The 23,387-nt window shown below is 70.0% G+C and carries 22 protein-coding genes and 2 pseudogenes; 6 read left to right on the top strand and 18 right to left on the bottom strand.

From position 1 onward, the window contains the following. Window positions 1-9 precede the first annotated feature (9 nt). Both ACZ7PG_RS33620 and ACZ7PG_RS33625 read left to right on the top strand, forming a co-directional pair. Entirely contained in the window at window positions 10-2,172 is a 2,163-nt protein-coding gene (locus ACZ7PG_RS33620; protein ID WP_470243167.1) for an ATP-binding protein, read from the top strand. Window positions 2,173-2,281: 109 nt separating this feature from the next. Beyond that, a complete protein-coding gene (locus ACZ7PG_RS33625) occupies window positions 2,282-2,839 on the top strand; it encodes an RICIN domain-containing protein (RefSeq protein WP_470243168.1) in 558 nt (185 codons plus the stop codon). A 112-nt stretch (window positions 2,840-2,951) separates the two neighbouring features. Here the strand turns inward: ACZ7PG_RS33625 and ACZ7PG_RS33630 are convergent, their stop codons facing one another. From ACZ7PG_RS33630 to ACZ7PG_RS33640, 3 genes are all read right to left on the bottom strand, one after another. Next, window positions 2,952-3,638, bottom strand: coding sequence for an alpha/beta fold hydrolase (locus ACZ7PG_RS33630; RefSeq protein ID WP_470243169.1), 687 nt, complete (start codon window positions 3,636-3,638; stop codon window positions 2,952-2,954). Beyond that, the gene (locus tag ACZ7PG_RS33635; RefSeq protein ID WP_470243170.1) at window positions 3,623-4,135 is read right to left on the bottom strand and encodes a CocE/NonD family hydrolase C-terminal non-catalytic domain-containing protein; all 513 of its coding nucleotides are present in this window, start codon (window positions 4,133-4,135) and stop codon (window positions 3,623-3,625) included. Before ACZ7PG_RS33635 ends, ACZ7PG_RS33630 begins: the two co-directional genes overlap by 16 nt. A 443-nt stretch (window positions 4,136-4,578) precedes the next feature. Continuing rightward, window positions 4,579-5,181, bottom strand: a complete 603-nt coding sequence (locus tag ACZ7PG_RS33640; RefSeq protein ID WP_470243171.1) for a CocE/NonD family hydrolase — start codon at window positions 5,179-5,181, stop codon at window positions 4,579-4,581. A gap of 410 nt (window positions 5,182-5,591) precedes the next feature. On the opposite strand from ACZ7PG_RS33640, the gene ACZ7PG_RS33645 reads away from it, so the two are divergent. Then, window positions 5,592-6,035: a hypothetical protein gene (locus tag ACZ7PG_RS33645; protein WP_470243172.1), complete on the top strand. Its 444-nt coding sequence runs from the start codon at window positions 5,592-5,594 to the stop codon at window positions 6,033-6,035. Between the two features lie 601 nt (window positions 6,036-6,636). Here the strand turns inward: ACZ7PG_RS33645 and ACZ7PG_RS33650 are convergent. The 3 genes and pseudogenes from ACZ7PG_RS33650 to ACZ7PG_RS33660 form a co-directional block, all read right to left on the bottom strand. Continuing rightward, a complete protein-coding gene (locus tag ACZ7PG_RS33650; RefSeq protein ID WP_470243173.1) occupies window positions 6,637-6,999 on the bottom strand; it encodes a hypothetical protein in 363 nt (120 codons plus the stop codon). 301 nt (window positions 7,000-7,300) lie between these two features. Further along, window positions 7,301-7,810 (bottom strand): hypothetical protein, encoded by a 510-nt coding sequence (locus tag ACZ7PG_RS33655; protein ID WP_470243174.1) that lies wholly within the window; start codon window positions 7,808-7,810, stop codon window positions 7,301-7,303. A 41-nt stretch (window positions 7,811-7,851) separates the two neighbouring features. Continuing rightward, window positions 7,852-8,354: pseudogene (locus ACZ7PG_RS33660) on the bottom strand (ABC transporter ATP-binding protein); the annotation flags it as partial. 145 nt (window positions 8,355-8,499) lie between these two features. On the opposite strand from ACZ7PG_RS33660, the gene ACZ7PG_RS33665 reads away from it, so the two are divergent. Continuing rightward, complete coding sequence (locus ACZ7PG_RS33665; protein WP_470243175.1) at window positions 8,500-9,078, top strand: hypothetical protein; 579 nt, start codon at window positions 8,500-8,502, stop codon at window positions 9,076-9,078. Window positions 9,079-9,129: 51 nt separating this feature from the next. On the opposite strand, the gene ACZ7PG_RS33670 is transcribed toward ACZ7PG_RS33665, so the two are convergent. Together ACZ7PG_RS33670 and ACZ7PG_RS33675 are read right to left on the bottom strand one after the other, a co-directional pair. Then, window positions 9,130-9,699 carry a PhoU domain-containing protein gene (locus ACZ7PG_RS33670; RefSeq protein WP_470243176.1) on the bottom strand — a complete coding sequence of 190 codons (570 nt, stop codon included), beginning with the start codon at window positions 9,697-9,699 and terminating at the stop codon, window positions 9,130-9,132. A 127-nt stretch (window positions 9,700-9,826) separates the two neighbouring features. Continuing rightward, window positions 9,827-10,642, bottom strand: a complete 816-nt coding sequence (locus ACZ7PG_RS33675) for an alpha/beta fold hydrolase (RefSeq protein WP_470243177.1) — start codon at window positions 10,640-10,642, stop codon at window positions 9,827-9,829. A 207-nt stretch (window positions 10,643-10,849) separates the two neighbouring features. Here ACZ7PG_RS33675 and ACZ7PG_RS33680 point away from each other — a divergent pair, with 207 nt between their 5' ends. Next, window positions 10,850-10,996: a hypothetical protein gene (locus ACZ7PG_RS33680; RefSeq protein ID WP_470243178.1), complete on the top strand. Its 147-nt coding sequence runs from the start codon at window positions 10,850-10,852 to the stop codon at window positions 10,994-10,996. Here the strand turns inward: ACZ7PG_RS33680 and ACZ7PG_RS33685 are convergent. The 9 genes from ACZ7PG_RS33685 to ACZ7PG_RS33725 all read right to left on the bottom strand — a co-directional run bounded on the left by ACZ7PG_RS33685 (window position 10,993) and on the right by ACZ7PG_RS33725 (window position 20,794). Beyond that, on the bottom strand, window positions 10,993-11,814 hold the full coding sequence (locus ACZ7PG_RS33685; protein WP_470243179.1) for an SDR family NAD(P)-dependent oxidoreductase: 822 nt from the start codon (window positions 11,812-11,814) through the stop codon (window positions 10,993-10,995). The two genes, ACZ7PG_RS33680 and ACZ7PG_RS33685, sit on opposite strands and share 4 nt — an antisense overlap. 233 nt (window positions 11,815-12,047) lie before the next feature. Then, window positions 12,048-12,263: a hypothetical protein gene (locus tag ACZ7PG_RS33690; protein ID WP_470243180.1), complete on the bottom strand. Its 216-nt coding sequence runs from the start codon at window positions 12,261-12,263 to the stop codon at window positions 12,048-12,050. Further along, a complete protein-coding gene (locus ACZ7PG_RS33695; protein WP_470243181.1) occupies window positions 12,260-12,955 on the bottom strand; it encodes a response regulator in 696 nt (231 codons plus the stop codon). Before ACZ7PG_RS33695 ends, ACZ7PG_RS33690 begins: the two co-directional genes overlap by 4 nt. After that, the gene (locus ACZ7PG_RS33700; RefSeq protein ID WP_470243182.1) at window positions 12,952-15,480 is read right to left on the bottom strand and encodes a sensor histidine kinase; all 2,529 of its coding nucleotides are present in this window, start codon (window positions 15,478-15,480) and stop codon (window positions 12,952-12,954) included. Before ACZ7PG_RS33700 ends, ACZ7PG_RS33695 begins: the two co-directional genes overlap by 4 nt. 2 nt (window positions 15,481-15,482) lie before the next feature. Continuing rightward, the gene (kdpC, locus tag ACZ7PG_RS33705; RefSeq protein ID WP_470243183.1) at window positions 15,483-16,094 is read right to left on the bottom strand and encodes a K(+)-transporting ATPase subunit C; all 612 of its coding nucleotides are present in this window, start codon (window positions 16,092-16,094) and stop codon (window positions 15,483-15,485) included. Between the two features lie 2 nt (window positions 16,095-16,096). Then, window positions 16,097-18,187: a potassium-transporting ATPase subunit KdpB gene (kdpB, locus tag ACZ7PG_RS33710; RefSeq protein WP_470243184.1), complete on the bottom strand. Its 2,091-nt coding sequence runs from the start codon at window positions 18,185-18,187 to the stop codon at window positions 16,097-16,099. Continuing rightward, window positions 18,184-19,842, bottom strand: coding sequence for a potassium-transporting ATPase subunit KdpA (gene kdpA / locus ACZ7PG_RS33715; RefSeq protein ID WP_470243185.1), 1,659 nt, complete (start codon window positions 19,840-19,842; stop codon window positions 18,184-18,186). The genes kdpB and kdpA overlap by 4 nt, the downstream gene beginning before the upstream one ends. Further along, the gene (gene kdpF / locus ACZ7PG_RS33720; protein WP_206794294.1) at window positions 19,842-19,943 is read right to left on the bottom strand and encodes a K(+)-transporting ATPase subunit F; all 102 of its coding nucleotides are present in this window, start codon (window positions 19,941-19,943) and stop codon (window positions 19,842-19,844) included. The genes kdpA and kdpF overlap by 1 nt, the downstream gene beginning before the upstream one ends. A gap of 545 nt (window positions 19,944-20,488) precedes the next feature. Then, window positions 20,489-20,794 (bottom strand): hypothetical protein, encoded by a 306-nt coding sequence (locus ACZ7PG_RS33725; protein ID WP_470243186.1) that lies wholly within the window; start codon window positions 20,792-20,794, stop codon window positions 20,489-20,491. Between the two features lie 154 nt (window positions 20,795-20,948). On the opposite strand from ACZ7PG_RS33725, the gene ACZ7PG_RS33730 reads away from it, so the two are divergent. Beyond that, window positions 20,949-22,958 carry an APC family permease gene (locus tag ACZ7PG_RS33730; RefSeq protein WP_470243187.1) on the top strand — a complete coding sequence of 670 codons (2,010 nt, stop codon included), beginning with the start codon at window positions 20,949-20,951 and terminating at the stop codon, window positions 22,956-22,958. A gap of 56 nt (window positions 22,959-23,014) precedes the next feature. On the opposite strand, the pseudogene ACZ7PG_RS33735 reads toward ACZ7PG_RS33730, so the two are convergent. After that, window positions 23,015-23,296: pseudogene (locus ACZ7PG_RS33735) on the bottom strand (ATP-binding cassette domain-containing protein); the annotation flags it as partial. Window positions 23,297-23,387: the final 91 nt, after the last annotated feature.

Raw genomic sequence — 23,387 nt, forward strand, 5'->3', positions numbered from 1 at the left:
CTGTCCGAGATGTTGGCAGGACTGCGGAGCAGCCGCGGCCTGTCGCAGGAGCAGCTGGCGGAGCGGAGCGGGATCAGCGTCCGCGCCATCGGGGAGATCGAGCGCGGCGCTACGCGGCGCCCGCAGCGCGAGACGCTGCGTGCACTCGCCGGCGCGCTCGGCCTGACGCCGGACGAAAAAGAGGCCTTCGCGCGGACCGCCCGCACCGCGCCGCCGCCGGACACGCGTCGACGGCGGACCGCGCGTCCGGCACTGCCGGCGCCGGTCACCTCGATCGTCGGCCGGTCCGACGACCTCGCCGCCGTGCTTCGGCTGGTTCAGGATCCCGCGGTGCGGCTGGTCACGATCACCGGCACCGGCGGGGTCGGCAAGACGCGCCTGGCGCTGGAGGCCGGCTGGCAGGCCGCGAGCCGGTTCGAGACCGTGCACGGCCTCGACCTGAGTGCCCTGCGGGAGTCCGACGACGTCCCGCAGGCGCTGGCGGAATCCTTGCACACGCCCGATCCGGCCACGGTGATCGGCGACGGGCGATGGTTGCTGGTGCTCGACAGCTTCGAACACGTCGCCGCGGCGGCCACCACCGTCGCCGCGCTGCTCGCCGGGTGCCCGCGGCTGACCGTGCTGGTGACCAGCCGGGCGCCGCTGCGGCTGCGGGGCGAGCACCTGTGGCCGCTGACCCCACTGTCCACTCCGGATAGTGACGACCCGGCGGCCCTGGCCGGCAACACGGCGGTCGCACTCCTCGTCGAGCGCGCCGTCGCGGTCCGGCCGGGATTCGCGCTCACCCGGGACAACGCCGCCGCGATCGCCGCGCTGTGCCGCCGGCTCGACGGTTTGCCGCTGGCTCTGGAGCTGGCCGCGGCGCGGCTGCGCACCCAGACGCCGTCGCAGGTGCTCGCCCAGGTCCGTGACCTGCACGGCGACACGGTGGATCTGGCCGACCGGCACCTGAGCCTGCGCCGCACGGTCGAGTGGAGCACGCGCGGGCTCACCGATACCGACCGCAGGCTGTTCGGCTTGCTGGGTGCGTTCGCCGGTGGCGCCGACCCGGTCGATGTCGAGACCGTGTTCGGTGCCCCGCCGCATTCGCTGGCGACGCTGGCCGCGCACAGCCTGATCACCATTACGGACCATCCCCGCGTCGGCATGCTGGACACCATCCGGGAGGTCGTCGAGGACCAGCTCACCAGCGCGGGCGATCGAGACGAGCACGCGGACCACTTCCTCCGCCTGGTCCGCGACGGCGATTCGCGGCTGGGTGACGAGCAGGACAACGTCCGTGCCGCCGTCCAGCACGCCGTCGACACCGCGCCTACCCTGCTGCATGTGGCGACCGTGCGCGCGCTGACCGGCCACTACGTCGCCCGGGGCCGGTTCGCCGAGGGACGCCGGATGCTCGCCGGGGCGGCCGCCGCCGCGCCCACCGAGCAGGCCCGGGCGTGGGCCTGGCACGGCGCCGCGGTCACCGCCAACCAGAACGGCGACCCGGAGGCGGCGCTGGCGCTGGCGGCGTCCGCAGCCGAGGCCTTCGGCGCCGATCCGGACGGCCGGGCGGCGACCTTGACCCTGATCGGCAACGCCCACAAGTTCGCCGGCCGGTACGCCGACGCCGCGGCCGCGTACACCGACGTCCTGAACCAGGCCCGGACCACCGGCGACGCGCGCCGCGAGACGATCGCGCTGAACAACCTGGGCGCGCTCGCGCACGACCGCGGCGACTTCGCGCAAGCGATCGAATATCACGCTGCCGCGTTGCGCCGGAAGCACGAGCTCGGCGACCGGCGCGGCGTCGCGGTGGCACAGCTCAACCTCGGTGCCGTGCAGAACGACACCGGCGACCACGCCGATGCCGCGATCCTGCTGACCGAAGCCGCGGCAACGTTCGCCGCCCTCGGCGAACCCGGCTCCGAGGCTTTCGCGCTGGCGCTGCTCGCCCAGGCCCACGCCGGCCAGACCCGCTGGGCCGACGCGACGGCAACCGGCGTGCGAGCGCTGGACCTGGCTCGCAAAGCCGAGCACGCCCAGGCAACCGGGCTCGCGCTGCTCGCGCTCGGCGAGACCGCCGTCGCCACCGACGACCCGCGCGGCGACGCCCTGCTGCGCGAGGCACTGACGTTCCCGATCGGCCTTCCGGACCAGGCCCGCATCCGCGTCCACCTCGGCGGCCGCTGAGTTCCGCCGGCTTTTCCGCCGGTTCCTCCTGGAGTCCCGCCGTGGTGATCCCTAGTGTTCCCCGCGTTGCGGCGGGTCCCTGCCCGCATTCGTACTTCCGAGGAGACCCATGCTGCCTTCGCCCCGCGCGATCCTGGTTCCGCTCGTGATCGCCGTCGTGGCGCTGACGGGCGCCGCCCCCGCCTACGCCGACCGGACCGTCATGCCGCCGGTGAGCGGTGACGTGCTGGCTTGGCAGCCCCTCAGCAGCAGCCCTTCGACCGGCCTCAAGTGCGTGCAGGTCGACAAGGGACGCTACGACGACGCCGCCCCGGTGGACCAGTTCACCTGCGAGTACAAGAACAACCAGAGATGGCGGATGGGACAGGCCACCGACGACCCCGACGTCTTCTGGCTGCAGAACGTCGCCACCGCCAAGTGCCTGGACGACGCCGGGTACGGAATGGATCAGGGGAACCCGATCATCCAGTACGACTGTCTCGTCGGCACGAACCAGCAGTGGCGGATGATCTGGGACTACTACTACGGAGACGCGCAGTTCCAGAACGTCAACAGCGGCCTGTGCCTGTCGGTGGACGGCATCACCACCAGCAACTACCGCCGTCTCGTCCAGAACCCTTGCTACGGCTTCCTCAACGAACGGTTCCAGCCGATCCTGCCGAACTAATCGCGCGGGACCGCTACGCCATGATCACCGGCAACTTCGACCCGCGCTCGAACTGATTTCAGTTTGGCAAGTGAGGATGGGACCGTGGACGGGCTACAGCATCGGCTACGCGTCACGAATCGAGGACCGCGGCGACCTGGTCCGGAATCGTCACCATCGCCATGTGGCCGGACCGGAGCGGGGTCACGTCCGCGCCGGTCCGGCGCACCGACTCGGCCTGCAGCTCGGGCGGGTAGCAGCGGTCCTCCGTCAGCAGCACATACGTCCGCGGAACGGGAAGCCGGTAGCCACTCAGGTCGACGGTCTCGGACAGCAGTGCGGCGGCGTCGTCGACCACGCTGCCGAGGATGAACTGCGCCTGTTCCTCGTCGGCGTCGTTGCAGAGCATCGCCCGTGCCGCTTCGGCGTCGACGGTGTAGGTGCCGTCCGCGATGCCCGCCTCCACCGAGGCTCGCACGTCCGGGTCGATCTGGTCGAGCACCCGTGTGCCGTCCTCCGGCACCACCGCCGACAGCAGCACCACCCGCCGGATGCGCTCCGGAACCAGCGCCATGACCCGAGGCACGGTGACGCCGCCGAACGAGTGGCCGACCAGGACGATGTCGGTCAGGTCGCGCTCGACGATGTCGGCGGCCACGGCCCTGCCGCAGTCGTCCTGCGTCACGGTGCGCACGTCGACATCGCCGCGCGTGCCGCGGCCGGGCAGGTCCACGGCGAGCACTTCGCCGTCGAGCAGCGGGGTCAGGCGGTCCCAGCAGCCGGCGCCCATGGTGGCGCCGTGGATCAGTACGAACGACATGCGGAGTCCCTTGGGGTAGACCAGTTCACGGGTTCGGAGAAGCCGCCGCTCGTCGGCGTGACCGAGCTCCTCGCCGTGCCGAAGCAGCCGGCCTCCAGGAGCGGCAGGTGCACCGACGACGGCCACGTCGAGCTGCGCTGGACCCGGTACGTGCCACCGGGCACGCTGTCCCGCGCCGGCGCGGTGAGGCCGCACGGGAGGATGTTGAAGCCCGCGCAGGGGGTCACGGCGGATTGGGTCGTGAGCGTGAGACGGAGCCAATGCCCGGGGAGCACCGCCCACAGGCGCGGATGGAGCGCGACGTCGAAGCGGGTCACCGCACCGGGGTGGAGGTAGTCGTCGCGGGTTTGCGCGGTGTAAGGGCGGATCACCGTCCCGTCGCGGTCACGCCAGGTCTCGAGTGGACTGAGAGCGCGCTGACTGCCGAGGACCGCGCCGAAGGTGATGGGCGCCGCCGTCCCGTCGGGTGCGACGTCGGAGAGGGTGGCGATCAGCATGAGGTTGGTGTTGCCGGCTGCCGCGGGCCGATCGGGTGGATCCGAGCTTCCCGTCGGGGCCCAAGTAGTACGTGGTGTAGTCGTCAGCGAGGGGGTAGCGTGCCGTGTTGATCCAACCGTCGCCGCGGAGTTCGTAGAGGTGCATCGGGGTACGGGTCTGGTCGATGCCGGTGTTCTTGTGCACGGGCCGACGATGATCTGGTAGCGGCCCGTGGCCGGTTGGCCGGGAGCCATCGGAGCTTGGACGGGGCGGTTGCGGTACGCGTTCTGCAGAGCCGCGTAGATACCGTTGTCCGCAATGGACTTCGCGAACCGGGCGGGCTGGCGGGTGCGCCAGAACTCGCGATTGTAGGCGGCGTCCCCGCCGGTCTGGATCTCGTCGACCAGGCCGGCGAAGAAGGACTTCGCCGACGGTGTGTCGCCGACGGAGGCGGCCGCGCGGCTCAGGACGGGAAGTCGCCCGTCAGAATCCCGTCCACCAGGAAGGTTTCGCGAAGGTAGTCCTGTGCGGTACACGTGGGAATGATCGTCTTCAGGGGTGAGTCGCGGCCGATGTTCGCGGCGGTGTAGAGCTGGGTCTCGCCGGCGTAGGAGCAGCCGTACCCGCCGACGGCGCCGTTCGAGCCGGTCAGCTCGCGAGCGGCCCAGCCGACGGTCCGCACACCGTCCCGGTGATCGCGCTCCGACACGTACCCGAACTGCCCTCCGGACGTACCGGTGCCCCGCGACCGAACGGTCGCGAAGATGTATCCGAAGTGGACGAAGTACGGATCGACCTCGTCCGTGTACGGAGTTTGCTGCAAGATCACGGGGAACCTGCCGGGCGCGCGTCGCCCGGTCGAGGGGTCAGCCGGGTAGGCGGCCGTCGCTGTGAGAATCACGCCGTCGTCCATCCGCACCGGAACGCTCGAGACGACGGTCATTCCGTAGCGGGCCGGGCCCGGCTCCCACCGTCGGCCTGGCCAGGGTGCCGGCCCGTGGCCGCCCGCCTGAGCGGATGCCTGCCCGGCGGCGACCAGCGCCGCGACGAGCACGCCGGTGATCACGGTGGACAACGCGCGCCATCGCCGGGTACCGCCCATGAACCCTCCTCGTCGAGGATTGAACTGAACTCACTTAGGCTAGCAACGGCTGAGGCGGGTGTACAGCCGGCGACCGGCGGTCCTTTCCGCGCATCAGGCTGGCGATGCGCGAGGCGAAGTGCACCACCCTTCGGTCCGATGGCGTCGACGGCGTGACCACGCCCAGCACCAGGACGCCTCAGCCCATCCGGCGGTGCGCGGGGCGACCAGCGCACCGGATCTACGACGCACGATGCGCCGGATTTCACTCGCGGCACGCCTCGCCAGCGAGCGTCCGGTCCATATCGGTGGGCTGAGTGGCGGCGGGGTGTCCGACACGTGGTCGGCGTCGTTCAGCACTGAGATACTTCGCCGGTGATGCGGGAAGGATGTCGATGAGTCCCGGTGCGGAAGTGGGGATCGTCGTGCTGGTGATCTGCGCTCTGTTGGTGACGACGGTGTTCGCCGGGATCCGGCGGCGGGAGAAGACCGGAGGCCTCGGCCAGGTCCCGCCACCGGCCCCGGAGTACGGGCGCCGGATTACCACGCTGCGGGACGAGGACTACGACCTCGTTCTGCGGGGCGGGGCCTGGGTCAACGGCATCAACGTGACTTGGCCGATCGCCGCCCTGCTGGTCAGCCGAAACCAGATCGAGCTGCGCGTCCGGGTCCTTGTGCCGATCCGGATCGCCCGCGCCGAGGTGACCGGCCTGCGTTGGGTGCGTGGCCCGTTCAGCCGCGGCGTCAAGTTCCGGACCGAGTCGGGCCGGCTGGACAAGCTGAGCTTCTGGCCCGTGGGCAAAGCCGCAAAAAAGCTGGCCGAGCTCGGCTGGCACTGAACGGTCGATCATTGCCCACGGCGCTGGGCAGGCTGAAGCGCATGGAACGCCCGGCTGAAGCACGGGTCGGTGAAGCCCAGCGCCGGGCGACCGCGGCCGCACCGTGGTCGGCCACGTGAACCATGAACGCCCGCAGCACACAGAGCATGGTGCGACGACCGCATAAATCCGTCACGCCATCGTTCCACCGAATGCTCTGAAGGCGCCCTTCACACCTCAGGGCCGGACCCAGAGGTCACGGCTACTCGCCAGGAGCACTCGGCCGTCCCGCAGGCTCGCCGCAACACTGACCTGTTCCCTGGGACAGCCCAGTTCGCCCCGCTGCCAACTGCCGGCATCGAGCACCCAAACCACCGAGCACGCACGACTCGACCCAATCCGGTCCCGTTCGATGCGTTCCCCGATCAGCACCGGCTCGCCCCCTTTGTCGACGGTCCTGCCGTCACCCAGCGCTGCCGAATCGTCGAGTTTCCAGTCCCCCGGTTCGCCGGTCGAGCGGCTCGGTGACATTCGGAAGATTCTGGCCGCCGCCGAACCTGACCGCAAAGCGGAGGTCCACCGGCAGCTCCAGCTGCGCGCGACCTACCGCCCCGGTAAACGACTAGTGCGCATCGAGATCAGTCTCGATGCGCACAGTTGGGGTTATGGGAAGTGTCCGAGGGCCGAGTTGATCTATAACCCCACCCTCAAGTTCACCACCGTCCTGCAGCTTGAGTGAGCGCGTCCGTCCCTGGGTTCTGCCGGCCGGCAGGTTGCAGAGCATTCGGCTCGGCTGGCAGCGACGGTCCCAGGTCTCGATGACGTCGTGAACGGCCAGGTGCGCGTCGAGCAGTGCCGTCGCGGTGTCGATCTTCAGCTGCCGGACCGCGGCCAGCAACGTCACCGCGTCGGTCATACCGCCGGGGCTGAACCCCCGCGCCGCCGCGTTCTCCGTGGTGAAGCCCTGCTCGATCAGGTACTTCATCCGCAGCAGCGCCTCGACATCGGACCCGCCGCGCATCGGTGATCGAGGACGCGGAAGCGATCCGGGGTGCCGGTCGCGTCCGCTTTGGCCGGCGTGACCCCCGCAGACCGGTCACCGCCGCTACGGCGCACTCGATGACTTGGTCACCGCCCACGCGGCGCTTGCCGTCGCCCAGGCCATCTCGGCGATCAGCCTCGCTCTCGACGATCCCGACCTTCCCGCTGAAATCTTCCGCTGACCCCGCACAGGCCACTACCACGACCTGACGCAGATGACGGCCATCCCCTCGTGGACGCCGAGGCTACGCGATGATGTCTTGCCGGGTCGGTGTCTTCGTCCGCCTGGATCCCACGGCAAGGGCGGCGAACAGGACATTGAGACCGAATCCAAGCGCGGCGAACAGCCGCTGACTGCCGGCAAGTTCTCCCAGGTACTCATCGCGGGTGATCGCCGTGCTGCCAAGGCGGGTGTAGAGCTGATAGCCGGTCGCGGTCACTTCGGGCGCGCCGTTACGCAGGCCCGCGGCGGCGACCACGGCGACAACCACGGCGACGATGACCAGCAGTCCTGCGCTCCACCGCTCGCCCGCCGACAGCGACTTCGCCACTTCGGCCAGAACGTGCGCAGGTGACTCACGCCGACCCCGCAGCAGCAGATTCTTTACCACGGCGAGCGCTACGGGAAAGACACCGATCAATGGGATTACCCACAGGGCTTCGGGAAGGTGGGGCGCTCCTTCGGTGAGCGAGTCGATGATTCCGGCCAGGCAGCCGAACGTGGCGAGGCTGCACCAGATCACTATTGCACGCACGGTTCACGTTACCATTCGTCGAAGTTGTTCATTGCCGGAAAATCCTCAGGCGCGCCTTCGGCGACCACGCGGCCGTGATCGAGAACGGGCGACGCGGCCGGCCAATTCGGCGGCCTCGTCCAGATATTGCGTCGTGAGGAAGACGGTGACACCGCCGGCGACCAGGTCGCGGATGATCCGCCACATCGTGTGCCGGCTGCGCGGGTCGAGCCGCCGCCGCATCCCGCCGGAGTAGGCGCATCAGCAGCAGGTTCTCCCGGCCGGTCAGCAGGTTGTCGACGGCGGAGAACTGGCCGGTGACGCCGATCGCCGCACGGACTCCGTCGGGGTCGGTGGCGAGGTCGTGCCCGGCGACCGACGCCTGCCCGCCGTCGGAGTGGATGAAGGTGGACAGGATCCGCACGGCGGTGGTCTTGCCCGCGCCGTTGGGCCCGAGCAGGGCGAAGATCGTGCCTTCGGCAACGGCCAGGTCGATGCCGTCGAGCACGGTCAGCCCGCCGAAGGACTTGCGCAGCCCGGTGGCCGCTATCGCGGGGGTGGTCACGGTGCTCCTCTCGTCTGCCACGACCCGGACGGTCACGGCTGAGGCGAGGGTGCGCGACCCTGGTTTCACCCTGGTTTCAGGCCGGTTTCCCGCCGTTCGGCCGGGTTCGGCCCGAGAATCGGGCGATCCGAGCAAGGGGGTTGCCGTGGCCGGGACAGTCACGAAACCGAGGCCGCGTGCCGTGGTCTTCGCGGCTTTGACGCAGCTGCTGACCGCGCTGCCGTTCCTGCTGTCGATCGTCGTCGTCTGGACTTCCGGAGCCGGGGCTCAGGCGGCGGCCGAAGACGAGCTCGTCCGCCAGGGCCTGCCCTCGTCCTTGCTCACCGCGCATGGGATCAGCTTCGGCTCCGGCACGGCCGAAACGCCGCTGCCGGCGGGGATCATCGTGGTGCTCGTCGTCCTGGCGTTGCTGAACCTCGCCGGCCGGCGGGCCGGTCAGGTGCTGTCGTGGGTCTTCCAGCCGATCCTCGCTGTGGCCGGGGCGCTGATCGTCCCGGCGCAGCTGTTCACCGCGACCTTCCTCGCCGCGAGCTTCGGCGGCTCCGGCGATCCGCTGCTGCGGCGGGTGGATGTCACCAAGCTGGTCGACGCCGCCGCGCAGGCGATGCCCGGGTGGCTGCCGGTGGTCGACGGCGCCAAGCTCGTGCTGGCCACGGCCGGTTCGCTGCTGGTGGTCGTCCTGCTGGCGCTGCCGTCGGCGCGGACGTACTTCCGGCGCCGGTGAGCGAGAACCGAACGGGTCCGCGGTCCGCCCCCAGACGGTCCGCGGACCCGCTCAGGCCGCTGTTCCCGTCGCCTGGCTACGGGGAACCGCGGACTTGATGAGGCGGCCGAGAACGACCGCGTGGCCGGCGAACCGCTCGTAGTGACGGCTCAGCACCGCGACCTCGTCGTGTTCGCGGAGCGACGCCAAGACGCGGTGCAGGTCGTCGAAGTCGTCTTCGGCGCTGTACAGCGCGCGGACGTAGTCACCACCGGCAGCCACATCCGCCAGCCAGACAGCGATCCGGCCCAGCTCGACGAATTCGCCGGTCAGCGCGTGCGGCACCGCAGGGTGCGGATAGCTCCGCTGGACGCTGCGGGCGACCTGCAGCACGAGCCCGCTCATCCGCTCCAGCTCGGTCAGCGCGTGGATGGTCGCGAGCACGGTGACGGCCGGTGCCCGCAGCGCGAGCTCCGCGTACGTCCACCGGGTCAGCTCCTCGCGGTCGCGATCGAGCCGGACCGAGCCGGCGACGATGTCGTCGGCCAGCGTGACGTCGGCTTCCTCCAAGGCAAGGGTGGCCTGCTCCATCGCGGCAGCGGTGTCCCGGGTCAGCCGCAGGAGGTCCGTGGTCGTGCACATGGGTCCACACTGTCCAATCGGGACCGCCCGAGTCCAGCGTCTTGACGGGAATTCGACGCGGTGGCTTCGGGGAGGTCGGGTACCCCTCCGGCAAGCGGTTCTCATGGCCGTTCGCCGCTCACACTCCTCAGCTACCGGAGCGTCCCAGTGCCGCGACCTCGCGGACGGCCGCGGCGATGGCCGGAGCGTCCTTCTTCAGGATCGCGCCGTGGTTGCTCGCGACCTTCGCGCTCACCTCGATGTTCGGGTTGCGGGCGGTCACGCCGTCGAGGCTGGTGCGGAGCACTTCCTGCTCGTCGCCCTTGCTGCCGAAGGACACCCCCGAAGCGACCACGTAGCGCACCGGAACGGTGATGCCGTCCAGCACCGGGCCCAGCTCGCGCTCGCGGGACAGCACCCCGAGTTCGATGTTGCTCTCCGCCTGCTGCGCAGCGGTCATCCGCGGCGTCAGCCCGGTCGGCCGCAGCAACGGCATGACCCAGTTCAGCCGCTTGAACAGCTTCCTGATCCGTCGTTCCATGGCCTCGTCCAGCCAGTCGTAGGGGTAGGCACCGTCGACCAGGACCGCGCCCATTGCCCGTTCCGGGTTCCGCTCGGCCCAGTGCGCCGCGACGACCGCGCCATAGGACCAGCCCACCACCAGCGCCCGGTCGACACCCCGGGCCGCGAGCACGGCGTCGACGTCGCGGACGGCAGCCTCGAAGGAGTAGTCCGCCGAACGCGCCGACTTGCCGCGGGCGCGCTCGTCGAAGGTGATGTGCCGGAACTCGCCGCCGAGCTCGGCGAGGACCCGGCGCCAGTAGCCCTGGGTGGCGAATTGGCCGTTGGAATAGAGGACCGGGACACCGGAACCGCCGGTGTCGGTGACGGCCAACGCCGTGTCTTCGACCGGCACCATGCCGGTCCAGGTCGAGGCGGTCGGCGAAGCGTTGCTGTTTGTCATGCGGCCACTGTCCGCGTCTCTCCTGACAGCACCCTGACTCCGTCCTGACACGGGTACCGCCCCCTCAGATTCCCCCGGGCCCGACGGCGGATCAATCCGGCGTAAACATCCGGGAGCACGGCGTGAAAGAACCAACGGCGCGGTGTGCGCGGCCGCCGGCACCGCGCCATCGTTCGGTGACGCCCTACGCCGGACCGAAGGATTTCGATGAGCGACCTGGCCTACACGTTGATGCTGATCGGTGCTTTCGTCGTGCTGACCGTGGTGTTGCGCGCGGCGGAACGCTGGTGCGAGGTTCACCCGCGCCGGGACGAGGCCGCGCCGGCGCGGGTGAACCACGATGAGCGGAGCTAGGCGCGGTGCTTGGCCGGGAGGGTCAGCCGTTCGCTGAGCTGCCACAGCTTCGTCACCGCGTCCCGGTCGGCCGCGGCCGCGGCGGCCTTGGCCGGCAGCCTGCCGTCGTAGTAGGCGCCGTTGATCACTTTCGTCTCCCGATTCGCCAGCCGCGCTACGACTTCGGCGCCTTCGACCACCGGGCGGCCACGGTAGCTGTAGTGCGACAGCATCGCCGTCGTGAGGATGCCCGGGTGCACGCTGACCGCCTCGCGCACCTTCGGCCGGAACTCGGTCAGCGCCGTGGTGAGCATCGTCAGCGCGAGCTTCGACTGGGCGTACACGGCGCCTCGGTGGTAACGGCGTTTGAAGGCGAGGTCGCCCCAGTTGATCCGGCCACCGCGGTGCAGGGACGAAGACACGTTGACCACGCGGCTCACCGGCGACGCGGCGAGCGCGTCCTCCAGGAGCCGCACGAGCAGATAGGGCGCCAGGTAGTTGACCTGGAACACCCGCTCGTTGCCGTCCTTGGTGACGCTCCGGCCACCGGCGCCCGCGGTGCCGGCGTTGTTGACCAGGACGTCGACGCGGGGGTAGCGCTCGGCGATCGCCTTGGCCAGGTCGGCGACCTGGCGCAGGTCGGTGAAGTCGGCGACCGCCGGCTGGAGACGTCGTTCGTCGACGCCGGAGCCGACGAGCTTCTCGAACGCCACATCACTTTCTTCGCGGCTGCGGGCATGGACGATGACAGTGGCGCTTCCGGTGGCCAGCAACCGGGCGGTCTCGTAGCCGAGCCCTTCGCTCGTGCCGGTCACCATGATCACGGGGTTTTCGGGCATGGTTCATCCACAGTGGACTCATCGGCGCGGGGAAGGCGCCGGGTGGGCAGGGGTCGGTGACCGGCCGGTGGACCGCCGGGGACCGGCGTAGCACCGGCCGGGCCCGGATCAGGCGGCCGGTCGTCATGGCGCACGCCCCGCGCGTACCCACGAACGTCACCTCTGCCCATGCACACCAGGAAAACCCACAGGCGGCTCGGCGGGAAGGCCGTCCGTGCCGAACTTGCGGATTCCTAGCGGCACTCGCCTTCGAGCTCGGCCAGCACTTCGGCCGCCGTCTGGCTACCACCGTCGGCGAGGCGACGCAGCTCGGCCAGGTCCTCCCGCTCGGTCGCCAGCTCGACGAGCAGGTCGACGGCGTCCGGGTACCCCTGGGCGGCCCACCGCCGTAGTTCGCCGGCATCGCCCCGCTCGGCGGCGAGTTCGATCTGCACGTCGGGATCGGTCACGACGTCTCCTCCGGGACGAAGCGGTACCCGATGCCCGGCTCGGTGAGCAGGTACCGCGGGTGCGACGGCTCGGGCTCGAGCTTGCGCCGCAGCTGCGCCATGTACACGCGCAGGTAGTGCGCCCGGTCGGCGCAGTCCGGCCCCCAGATCGTGGTCAGCAGGTGCTTGCCGCTGATCAGCGACTCGGGGTTGCGGACGAGCTGCTCGAGGATCGCCCACTCCGTCCGGGTGAGGTGCACCGTGGCATCGCCCCGGCGGACGATCTTCGACGCGACGTCCACGGTGAACGCGGCGGTCTCGACGACGACGTCCGGCTCCGGCTGCGCGCCCAGGGCCAGCCTGCGTTCCGCGGCGCGCAGGCACGCGAACAGCTCCTCCATGCCGAACGGCTTCGTCACGTAGGTGTCGGCGCCGGTGTCGAGAGCCTGGATCTTGTCGGCCGGGTCGTGCCGCGCGGACAGCACGATGATCGGCATCGCGCTCCAGGTGCGCAGCTCCCGGATCACTTCTATCCCGTCGATGTCGGGCAGCCCCAGATCCAGCAGGACCAGGTCCGGGTGCTCGGTTGCCGCGGCGAGCAGCGCGGAGGCGCCGTCGGTGGCGGTGACCACGGAGTAGCCGCGGGCGGTGAGGTTGATCCGCAAGGCCCGCACGAGCGCGGTCTCGTCGTCGACCACCAGCACGGATGTCATGGCACCACCTCGGCGGCGACGGGCAGGGACACGACGAGGGTCAAGCCACCGCCGGGGGTGTCCTCGGCACGGATCGTGCCGTCCATCGCCTCGACGAACCCCTTGGCCACCGACAGCCCCAGGCCGACCCCGGTGGTCGTGTTGCGGTCGCCGAGCCGCTGGAAGGGCGCGAACGCCGACTCGGCGGTTCCCTTCGGCAGGCCCCGGCCGTGATCGACCACCCGCAGCTCGACCCGGCCGGCGTACGCGCTGGCCCGCACGGCGACGTCGCCTCCGCCGTGGCGCACGGCGTTGTCGATCACGTTCGCGACCGCCCGTTCCAGCAAGCCGGCGTCGGCCGTCACCGCGGGCAACCCCGGATCGACGTCGACCACGACCTTGCCGCCGCCCTCCACCGCGGTCAGCGCCGTCGCGACCACTTCGTCGTACCCGACCGGACGCAGGACCGGCTGCACCGCGCCGGTCGCCAACCGCGACGAGTCCAGGAGATTGTCGATGAGCCCGGAGAGCCGGTCGGTGGACTCCTCCCCCGCGGCCAGCAGCTCCTCAGCGTCTTCCTCGGACAGGCTGACGTCGTGGGCGCGCAAGCCACCGAAGACGGCCTTGATCGACGTGAGCGGGGTGCGCAGGTCGTGTCCGATGGCCGACAGCAGCGCCGTACGCAGCTCGGTCGTCTCGGCCCGGCGTTGTGCTTGCTGGGTCTGGGCGGCCATCCGCTGCTGCCGCAGCGCCATGAGGGCTTGGCCCGCGGCGGCTTCGAGCACCCGCTGGTCGTGGGCCGGCAGTGTCCGGCCGCGCAACGCGAGGTGGACGTCATCGGTGACGGGCACGTCCACGTCGGCCTCGTCCGGATCGTCGCACGGCCGCTCGCCCGTGCAGGCCGCGCGGACCCATTCGTCGTCCTGCTTCTCCAGCAGGGAAACGGATTCGAGCCCGAAGTTCTCCCGCACCTTCTCCAGCAGCCGCTGCAGCGGCTCGTCGTGCCCGAGCACGGTCCGGGCGTAGGAAGCCAGCAGCGCCGCTTCTGTCCGGGCCTGTGCCGCCGCGTCCGCCCGCCGGGAAGCGCGGTCGACCACGAGCGCGAACGCCACGGCGACCACGACCATCGCGACCAGCGTGATGACGTTCTGCTGGGCGTCGACGGTCAGCGTGTACAGCGGTGGCGTGAAGAAGAAGTTGAGCAGCAGCGCGCTCGTGATCGAGGCGAACAACGCGGGCCCAAGCCCGCCGACGAGCGCCACGATGATCGTCGCGAGGAAGTAGTCGATGACGTTGGTGGACAGGATCAGCGTCTGCCGCAGCAGCACGCCGATCAGGGTCGCCACCACGGGCAGGGCCAGCGCGAGCACCCAGCCGAGGATCAGCCGGCGCCGGGCGAGGGAGCTGCGCGGGAACAACCTGGCGCGCAGCCGTCCGCCGGACTCGTCGTGGGTGACCATGTGCACGTCGATCGGCCCCGACTCCTGCACCACGGTGGCGCCGATGCCCTCGTCGAACAGCCGCGCCACCCGGGAACGCCGGGACGTGCCCACCACGACCTGCGTCGCGTTCACCCCGCGGGCGAAGTCGAGCAGGGCGGTCGGCACGTCGTCGCCGACGACCGTGTGGAAGGAGGCACCGACGTCCTCGGCCAGTTTGCGGTACTCCGCGAGCGCCTGCGGGGAGACGCCGGCGAGACCGTCACCGCGCAGGATCTGCAGCACCATCAACTCGGCACCGGCCCGCTTCGCGATGCGCCGCGCCCGCCGGATCAGCGTCTCGCTCTCCCGGCCGCCGCTGATCGCGACGACCACCCGCTCCCGGGCTTCCCAGGTGTCGGTGATGTCGCGTTCGGAGCGGTAGCGCTGCAGGGCGACGTCGACCTGGTCGACCACCCAGAGCAGAGCGATCTCCCGCAGTGCGGTCAGGTTGCCGGGCCGGAAGTAGTTGCCCAGGGCGGCGTCGATCCGGTTCGCCGGGTAGACGTTGCCGTGCGCGAGCCGCCGCCGCAGCGCCTCCGGGGTGATGTCGACCAGCTCCAGCTGCTCGGCGCGGCGGACGACCTCGTCCGGCACGGTCTCCTGCTGGGCGATGCCCGTGATCCGCTCGACGACGTCGTTGAGGCTCTCCATGTGCTGCACGTTGACCGTCGACAGCACGTCGATACCGGCGTCGAGCAGGTCGTCGATGTCTTCCCACCGCTTCGCGTTGCGAGAACCCGTGACATTGGTGTGAGCGAGTTCGTCGACGACGGCGACCTCGGGCGCCCGGGCGAGAATGGCGTCGACGTCCATCTCCTCGAACGGGTGCCCGCGATAGTCCAGGACTTTGCGCGGCACCACCTCCAGCCCGTCCAGCAGCTCGGCGGTCTTGCGGCGCCCGTGCGTCTCGACCAGCCCGACCACGACGTCGGTGCCGCGGTCGAGCCGGCGACGGGCCTCCCCGAGCATGGCGAAGGTCTTCCCCACGCCCGGGGCGGCCCCGAGGTAGATCCGCAGCTCGCCGCGGCGGGGTCTGCCGGGCGAGCTCGCGTCTTCCGTCGTCACGGTCAGTGCCTGGCCGCCGCGACCGCCAGGTTCATCCCCAGCACGTTCACCGCCGGGTCGCCGAGCACGCCGATTCCGCGCCCGGTGGTGTTGTCCGCGACGATCCTGCGGACCTCGTCTTCGCTCAGGCCGTTCTCCCGCGCGACCCGCGGCACCTGCAGCTCGGCGTAGGCCGGGCTGATCTGCGGGTCGAGCCCCGAGGCGGACGCGGTCACGGCGTCGGCCGGGATCTTCGAGACGTCGACGCCTTCGCGTTTGGCGATCAGCTCCTGCCGCTCCTTGACCGTGGCCAGCAGGTCTTCGTTGGCGGTGCCCTTGTTCGAGGCACCCGAGGTCGACGGGTCGCCCGGGCCGAGCGGGTCCTTCGACCCCGCCGAGGGCCGGTTGTGGAAGAACGGGTCGTGCGCCGGATCCTTCGCCACCGGGTCGACGCCGATCAGCGACGACCCGACGGCCTGGCCGTTCTGCGTGACGATCGAGCCTTCGGCCCGATCCGACAGGCCGGGGATTCGGGCCACCGCCCACACGGAGAGGGGGTAGACCACGCCGAGGAGCACGGTCAGCACCAGCAGCATCTTCAGACCGGCGATGGTCTGCTTGTACAGCACCTTCATGGTCACATTCCCGGGATGAGTCGGACGAGCAGGTCGATCAGCCAGATCCCGGCGAACGGCGTCACGATGCCGCCGAGGCCGTAGACCAGCAGGTTGCGCCGCAGCAACGCCTTCGCGGTGGAAGGCTTGTACCGCACGCCACGCAGCGCCAGCGGGATCAGCGCCACGATGACCAGCGCGTTGAAGATGACCGCCGACAGGATCGCGGAGTTCGGCGAGTGCAGGCCCATGATGTTGAGCCCGCCCAGCTGCGGGTAGATCGCCGCGAACATCGCGGGCAGGATCGCGAAGTACTTCGCGAGGTCGTTGGCGATGGAGAACGTCGTCAGCGCGCCGCGCGTGATGAGCAGCTGCTTGCCGATCTCCACGATCTCGATCAGCTTCGTCGGGTCGGAGTCGAGGTCGACCATGTTGCCGGCTTCCTTGGCCGCCATGGTCCCGGTGTTCATCGCCACCCCGACGTCGGCCTGCGCCAGCGCGGGGGCGTCGTTGGTGCCGTCGCCGGTCATCGCGACCAGCCGGCCGCCCTCCTGCTCCTTCTTGATCAGCGCCATCTTGTCTTCGGGCTTGGCCTCGGCGAGGAAGTCGTCGACCCCGGCCTCTCGGGCGATGGCCCGCGCGGTGAGCGGGTTGTCGCCGGTGATCATGACGGTCTTGATGCCCATCGTCCGCAGCTCGGCGAAGCGCTCCCGCATGCCGGGCTTGACGACGTCCGAGAGCCGGATCACCCCGCGCACCGAGGCGACGCCTTCGACCTGCTCGGCCACGACGAGCGGAGTGCCGCCGTCGGCGCTGATCGCGTCGACGACCGCGTGCACCTCGTCCGGGACCGTGCCGCCGTGCTCGGCGACCCACGCCCGCACGGCACTGGCCGCACCCTTGCGCACGACCCGGCCGTTCAGGTCGATGCCGCTCATCCGCGTCTGCGCGGTGAACGGGACGAACTCGCCGGACTTCTCGGCTTCACTCGCCTCGGTCGGCAGGACGTGCTCACGCGCGCACAGGTCGACGATGCTGCGGCCCTCCGGGGTGCCGTCGGCCAGGCTGGAGAGCCGGGCCGCGATCGCCAGGTCGTCGATCGTGGACGAGCCGACCGGCAGCAGCTCGGTGGCCTGCCGGTTGCCGAAGGTGATCGTGCCGGTCTTGTCGAGCAGCAACGTCGAGACGTCGCCCGCGGCTTCGACCGCACGACCGCTCGTCGCCAGGACGTTGCGCTGCACCAGCCGGTCCATGCCCGCGATCCCGATCGCGGACAGCAGCGCGCCGATCGTCGTCGGGATCAGGCAGACGAGCAGCGCGGTCAGCACGATCACCGATACCAGGCCGCCGGAGTAGCGGGCCATCGGCTGCAGCGCCACGACGGCGAGGACGAAGATGATCGTCAGCACGGCCAGGAGGATCGTCAGCGCGATCTCGTTCGGCGTCTTCTGCCGCGAAGCGCCTTCCACCAACGCGATCATGCGGTCCACGAAGGACTCGCCCGGCTTGGTCGTGATCTTGACGACGACCCGGTCGGACAGCACCGTCGTGCCACCGGTGACCGCCGACCGGTCGCTGCCGGACTCGCGGATGACCGGGGCCGACTCGCCGGTGATGGCCGACTCGTCGACCGTCGCAATGCCTTCGACGACGTCACCGTCACCCGGGATGACTTCGCCGGCCTCGACGACGACCAGGTCGCCGATCTTCAGCTCGGTGCCCGGCACCCGGACTTCGGAGCCGTCCTCGGTGAGGCGCCGGGCGACGGTGTCCTTCTTGGTGCGACGCAGGGACTCGGCCTGGGCCTTGCCCCGCCCTTCGGCGACCGCTTCGGCGAGGTTCGCGAACAGGACCGTGAACCACAGCCACACCGCGACGCCGATGTTGAACACGCCCGGGTCGGTGATCGCGAAGACGGTGACCAGCACCGACCCGACCCAGACCACGAACATGACGGGGTTGCGCAGCTGGTGGCGCGGGCTGAGCTTGCGGAAGGCGTCCGGCAGGGACGTCCACAGCTGGCGGGGGTTGAACACTCCCGCGCCGACCCGGCCCGCGTTTTCGACGTGGTGCTGGGTGACTTCCTCGGGGGAACGTTCGGTGGTCATGGTCATGCGAGAGCCTCGGCAATCGGCCCGAGGGCCAGGGCGGGGATGAACGTGAGCGCCGCGACCAGCACGACCGTGCCGGCGAGCATGGTGGCGAACAGCGGGCTGGTGGTCGGCAGCGTGCCCGCGGTCTCCGGCACCTTCTTCTGCGCCGCCAGCGAACCGGCCAGGCACAGCACGGCCAGGATCGGGATGAACCGGCCGAGAGCCATGCAGACGCCGAGCGTGGACTGGTACCAGTCGTTGGTCACGGTGATGCCGGCGAAAGCGCTGCCGTTGTTGTTGCTGGCGGAGGTGTAGGCGTAGAGCAGCTCGGAGAAGCCGTGCGCGCCCGGGTTGTTGAACGCGTCGGTGTTGCCCGGGACCAGCAGGGCCGCGCCCGCGCCGATCAGCAGGACCGTCGGCATGGCGAGGATCGCGATGGCCGAGCAGGTGACTTCGCGTTTGCCGAGCTTCTTGCCCAGGTACTCCGGGGTGCGCCCGACCATCAGCCCGGCCAGGAACATCGCGATGATCGCCATCACCAGGATGCTGTAGAGGCCGGTGCCGACGCCGCCGGGCGACAGCTCGCCGAACATCATGTTCAGCAGCGTCCCGAAGCCGCCGAGCCCGGTGAAGCTGTCGTGCATCGAGTTCACCGCACCGGTCGAGGTACCGGTCGTCGAGTCCGCGAACAACGCCGACGCCGCGACTCCGAAGCGGGTTTCCTTGCCCTCCAGCGCCGCGCCCGCCAGCCGCGCGGCCGCGCCGTTCGCGTGCGTCTCGCCCCACCAGATCACCGCGAGCATGCCGGCCCACAACGCACCCATGACGCTGAGCAGGACGTAGCCCTGCTTGGTGTTGCCGACGAGCTTGCCGAACGTGCGGGTCAGGCTGACCGGGATGACCAGCAGCAGGAAGATCTCGATCAGGTTGGACCAGGAGTTCGGGTTCTCGAACGGGTGTGACGAGTTGGCGTTGAAGATGCCGCCGCCGTTCGTGCCGAGTTCCTTGATCGCTTCCTGGCTCGCGGCAGGGGCGAGCGCGATGGTGCTGCCCGAGCCGTCCGGGTTGGTCACCACGACGCCGGACTTGAGGCTCTGCACGACGCCGAGCGCGACCAGAACGATCGCGAACACGAACGACAGCGGCAGCAGGACGCGGACCGTGCCGCGGGTCAGGTCGACCCAGAAGTTGCCCAGCCGGTCGCTCTTCGACCGGACGAACGCGCGGGTGAGCGCGATCGCCACGGCCAGGCCCACGCCGGCGGAGACGAAGTTCTGCACGGTCAGCCCGGCCATCTGGACCACGTGGCCCATGACGCCCTCGGGGATGTAGGACTGCCAGTTCGTGTTGGTCACGAAGCTGATCGCGGTGTTGAACGCGACCCCGGGGTCGACCGTGCGGCCGAAGTTCAGCGGCAGCAGTGGCTGGATGCGCTGCAGCAGGTAGAGGAACAGCACCGAGACGAAGGAGAAGCCCAGCACGCCCGAGGCGTAGGTCTTCCAGTGCTGCTCGGACTCGGGGTCGGCGCGCACGATCTTGTAGACGGCCTTCTCGAGCCGCCAGTGCTTCGTGCTCGTGAACACGCGGTGCATGTAGTCGCCCAGCGGCCGGTATACCAGTGCCAGGGCGAGCAGGAGGAGGCCGACCTGCCCGAGGCCGGCCCACGTCGAGGACATCAGAACTTCTCCGGTTTGATCAGCGCGATGAACAGGTAGACGATCAGGGCCAGCGCCAGGACACCGCCGAGGACGTTGGCGAACACGCCGGTGCCGCTCACAACCGCTCCAATCCACGCAGGGTCAAGGCCAGCACGGCGAACACGACGATCGCCAGCAGCACATAGGCCAGATCGGCCATACGACTGCTCCCTTCTCACGCAAACCGGACAGAGGTCGACCGAATGGTGACCCGGCTGGCGGAAGCGTGCCTCCCGGAGTTCCGGACCGGATGTCACCTGACAGAGTCTTGATGCGGCTTCACACCGCGTTGACGCGTTCTTGACGCCGACGACTACGCAGAGAAACATCCATCACCCGATCGAGGGAATCGGTGGAGAACCAACGATCACCGAGCGTCCATTTCGGACTTGGTCACAAATCGGCGTCGGCAGCGTGAACGGCTCGCATCGGCCGGAATTCGGGGCCGCTCTTTCCTTGGCGGCCGAGCCCGACATCCGAGCGTCTCGTCCCCGGCCGAGCACCGTCCAGGTGAGCCACAGCAGCCGCGACGGCGCGATCTCCGTGGTGGTGACCCTCGACGGCCAGGTGCGCGACCTGCAACTGGCCGACGCCTCTTCGATCCGTCGACGCCTTCCTGACCGGGCTAACCGTTCAGGTACCGGTCGTACACCGCGACCCACACGTCCAAATCGGACAATTCGTCGACGAGCCGGCGTCCGGTGCGGGTGAGTGCGAAAACCGCGTCGCCGCCCGGGCGTCCGTCCCAGCTTCCGGCGGTGCGGCGCGACACGGCGCCTTCCGCCGCGAGGACGCGCAACGCCGGTTCGAGCGATCGCGGCGGGACGACCCCGCGCAGCTCGCCGAACCGGCGGGGTTCGATCGCCAGCTCGTCGAGCAGTTCCGCCGCGCCGGGGCAGCAGATCACGCGGGTGAGGCGGTCGTCTGCCACCGCGCGACCCTAGGCAGCTCGACCCGGCGGGGAAGGACCGTTGACGCAACCCTGACGACCGGCCCCGCCGCCTATACGGTTTCCCTACGCGCAGGCCGGAATCTTGACGGTTTCCATATGCCGCTCCCCCGGCCGGTCAGGCACGCTCCGATACGTGCCGGCACCCACTTCATGGCTCAAACGGCTGGTACTCGGACGGCCGTTCCGCAGCGACACCCTCGGCGAGACGCTTCTGCCGAAATGGCTCGCCCTGCCGATCTTCGCCAGCGACCCGCTCTCCTCGGTGGCCTACGCGACGCAGGAAATCCTGCTGATCTTGAGCATCGGCGGCCTGGCGTACCTCACGCTCGCGCCGTGGATCGGCCTGGCGGTGGCCGTGCTGCTGACCGTCGTCGTGCTGTCCTACCGCCAGGTCGTGAAGGCCTACCCCAGCGGCGGCGGCTCGTACGAGGTCGCCTCGCGCAACCTCGGCAGCTCGGCGGGACTCGTCGTGGCCGGCGCGTTGATGGTCGACTACATCATGACCGTGGCCGTGTCGGTCGCGTCCGGCGTCGACAACATCATCTCCGCGGTACCCGAGCTCAACGACTACCGCATCGCCTTGAACCTCGGCTTCGTCCTGGTGCTGATGGCGATGAACCTGCGCGGCATCCGCGAGTCCGGCCGGACCTTCGCCATCCCGACCTACCTGTTCATCGGCGGGGTCATGCTGATGATCGCCCTCGGCCTCGGCCAGGCCGTCACCGGCCACGCGCCGGTCGCCGAAAGCGCCGGCTACGACGTCCGCCCCGAACAGGCCGGCTTGACCGGCCTGGCACTGGTGTTCCTGCTGCTCCGGTCGTTCTCCTCCGGCTGCACCGCGCTCACCGGCGTCGAAGCGATCTCCAACGGCGTGCCCGCGTTCCGCAAGCCCAAGAGCACCAACGCCGCCAAGACGATGACCGCGATGGGCGCGACCGCCGTCGTCATGTTCGGCGGCATCACCGCGCTCGCCATGATCAGCCACGTCCGGATCGCCGAAAACACGTGCGACCTCACCGGGTTCCGCGGCGACTGCACCACCGACCCGCAGCGCACCGTGATCAGCCAGATCGCCGCCGCCGTGTTCGGCGGCGACCACTCCGTCCTGTTCTACTTCATGCAGGCCGCCACCGCGCTGATCCTGATCCTCGCCGCGAACACCGCGTTCAACGGGTTCCCGCTGCTCGCCTCGATCCTCGCCCAGGACCGCTACCTGCCGCGCCAGCTGCACACCCGCGGCGACCGGCTCGCTTTCTCCAACGGGATCGTCGCGCTCGCCGTCGTCGCCGGGATCCTGATCTTCGCCTTCGACGGCTCGACCACCCGCCTGATCCAGCTCTACATCCTCGGCGTCTTCACCTCGTTCACCCTCTGCCAGGCCGGGATGGTCCGGCACTGGAACCGCGCGCTCGCCGGCAGCACGGACGCCCGCGAGCGCCGGTCGATCCACCGCTCCCGGCTGATCAACGCCGTCGGCGCGGCACTGACCGCGATCGTCCTGATCGTCGTCCTGGTCACGAAGTTCAGCCACGGCGCGTACTTGGTCGTGATTGCGATCCCGGCCCTGTTCGTCCTGATGCGGACGATCCACCGGCACTACACCCACGTCCGGGAGGAGCTCCTGCCGGACGAGGAGAGCGAGCTGCTGCCCAGCCGGGTCCACGCCGTCGTGCTGGTATCCACTTTGCACAAACCGAGTCAGCGCGCGATCGCGTTCGCCCGGGCGACCCGGCCCGACACCCTCGCCGCGATCACCGTCAACGTCGACGACGCCGACACGCGCGAACTGCAGCGTCAGTGGGAGCAGCGCGGGATGAAGATCCCGCTCAAGGTCATCGAATCACCGTACCGCGAGATCACCCGGCCGGTGGTGCAGTACGTCAAGACCCTGCGGCGCTCGAGCCCCCGCGACGTCGTGTGCGTCTACATCCCCGAGTACGTCGTCGGCCGCTGGTGGGAAAATGCGCTCCACAACCAGAGTTCTCTGCGCTTGAAGGGGCGGCTGCTGTTCGAACCCGGGGTGATGGTGACCAGCGTCCCCTGGCAGCTGCACTCGACGACTCGCCGGGACCTCCAGCGGGTCCGCCCGTTGCCTGGCGATCTCCGGCGCGGGGTCACCACGCAGCGCCGGGCGTCGCGGTGACGCCTGGCGCTGCCGCCGCGCCAAAGCAACGATGGCCACGCCACACCGGAGTCCGATCGGACGGTGAGGTCCGCGTAGATCGCCGGTTCCTGGGTCGCGTAGCCGATCCGCCGGCGCAGCTCGGGACTCCCCGCCGGTCGGCGGAGCACGGTCACCTGCCCGGCTTCCACGATCTGCACGCCGACGATCGACCGCATCAGCGTGCTCTTGCCGCAGCCGTTGGGGCCGAGCAAGCCGGTCACCGTGCCGCGGCGGACGGTGAACCCGATGTCGCGCAGCACCTCCTGCCCGCCGCGGCGGAACCGCAGGCCGGCCACCTCGATCGCCGCTTCGTCCACGTCGTTCCTCCGCTCTCGACGGATCCATGGTGGGCGCCCGCCCGGCCGGCGACAGGTGGCCGGGGTCCCCGGCCCCGGTGACTTTCGTCCC

The organism is Amycolatopsis sp. NPDC114504, from assembly GCF_055633595.1.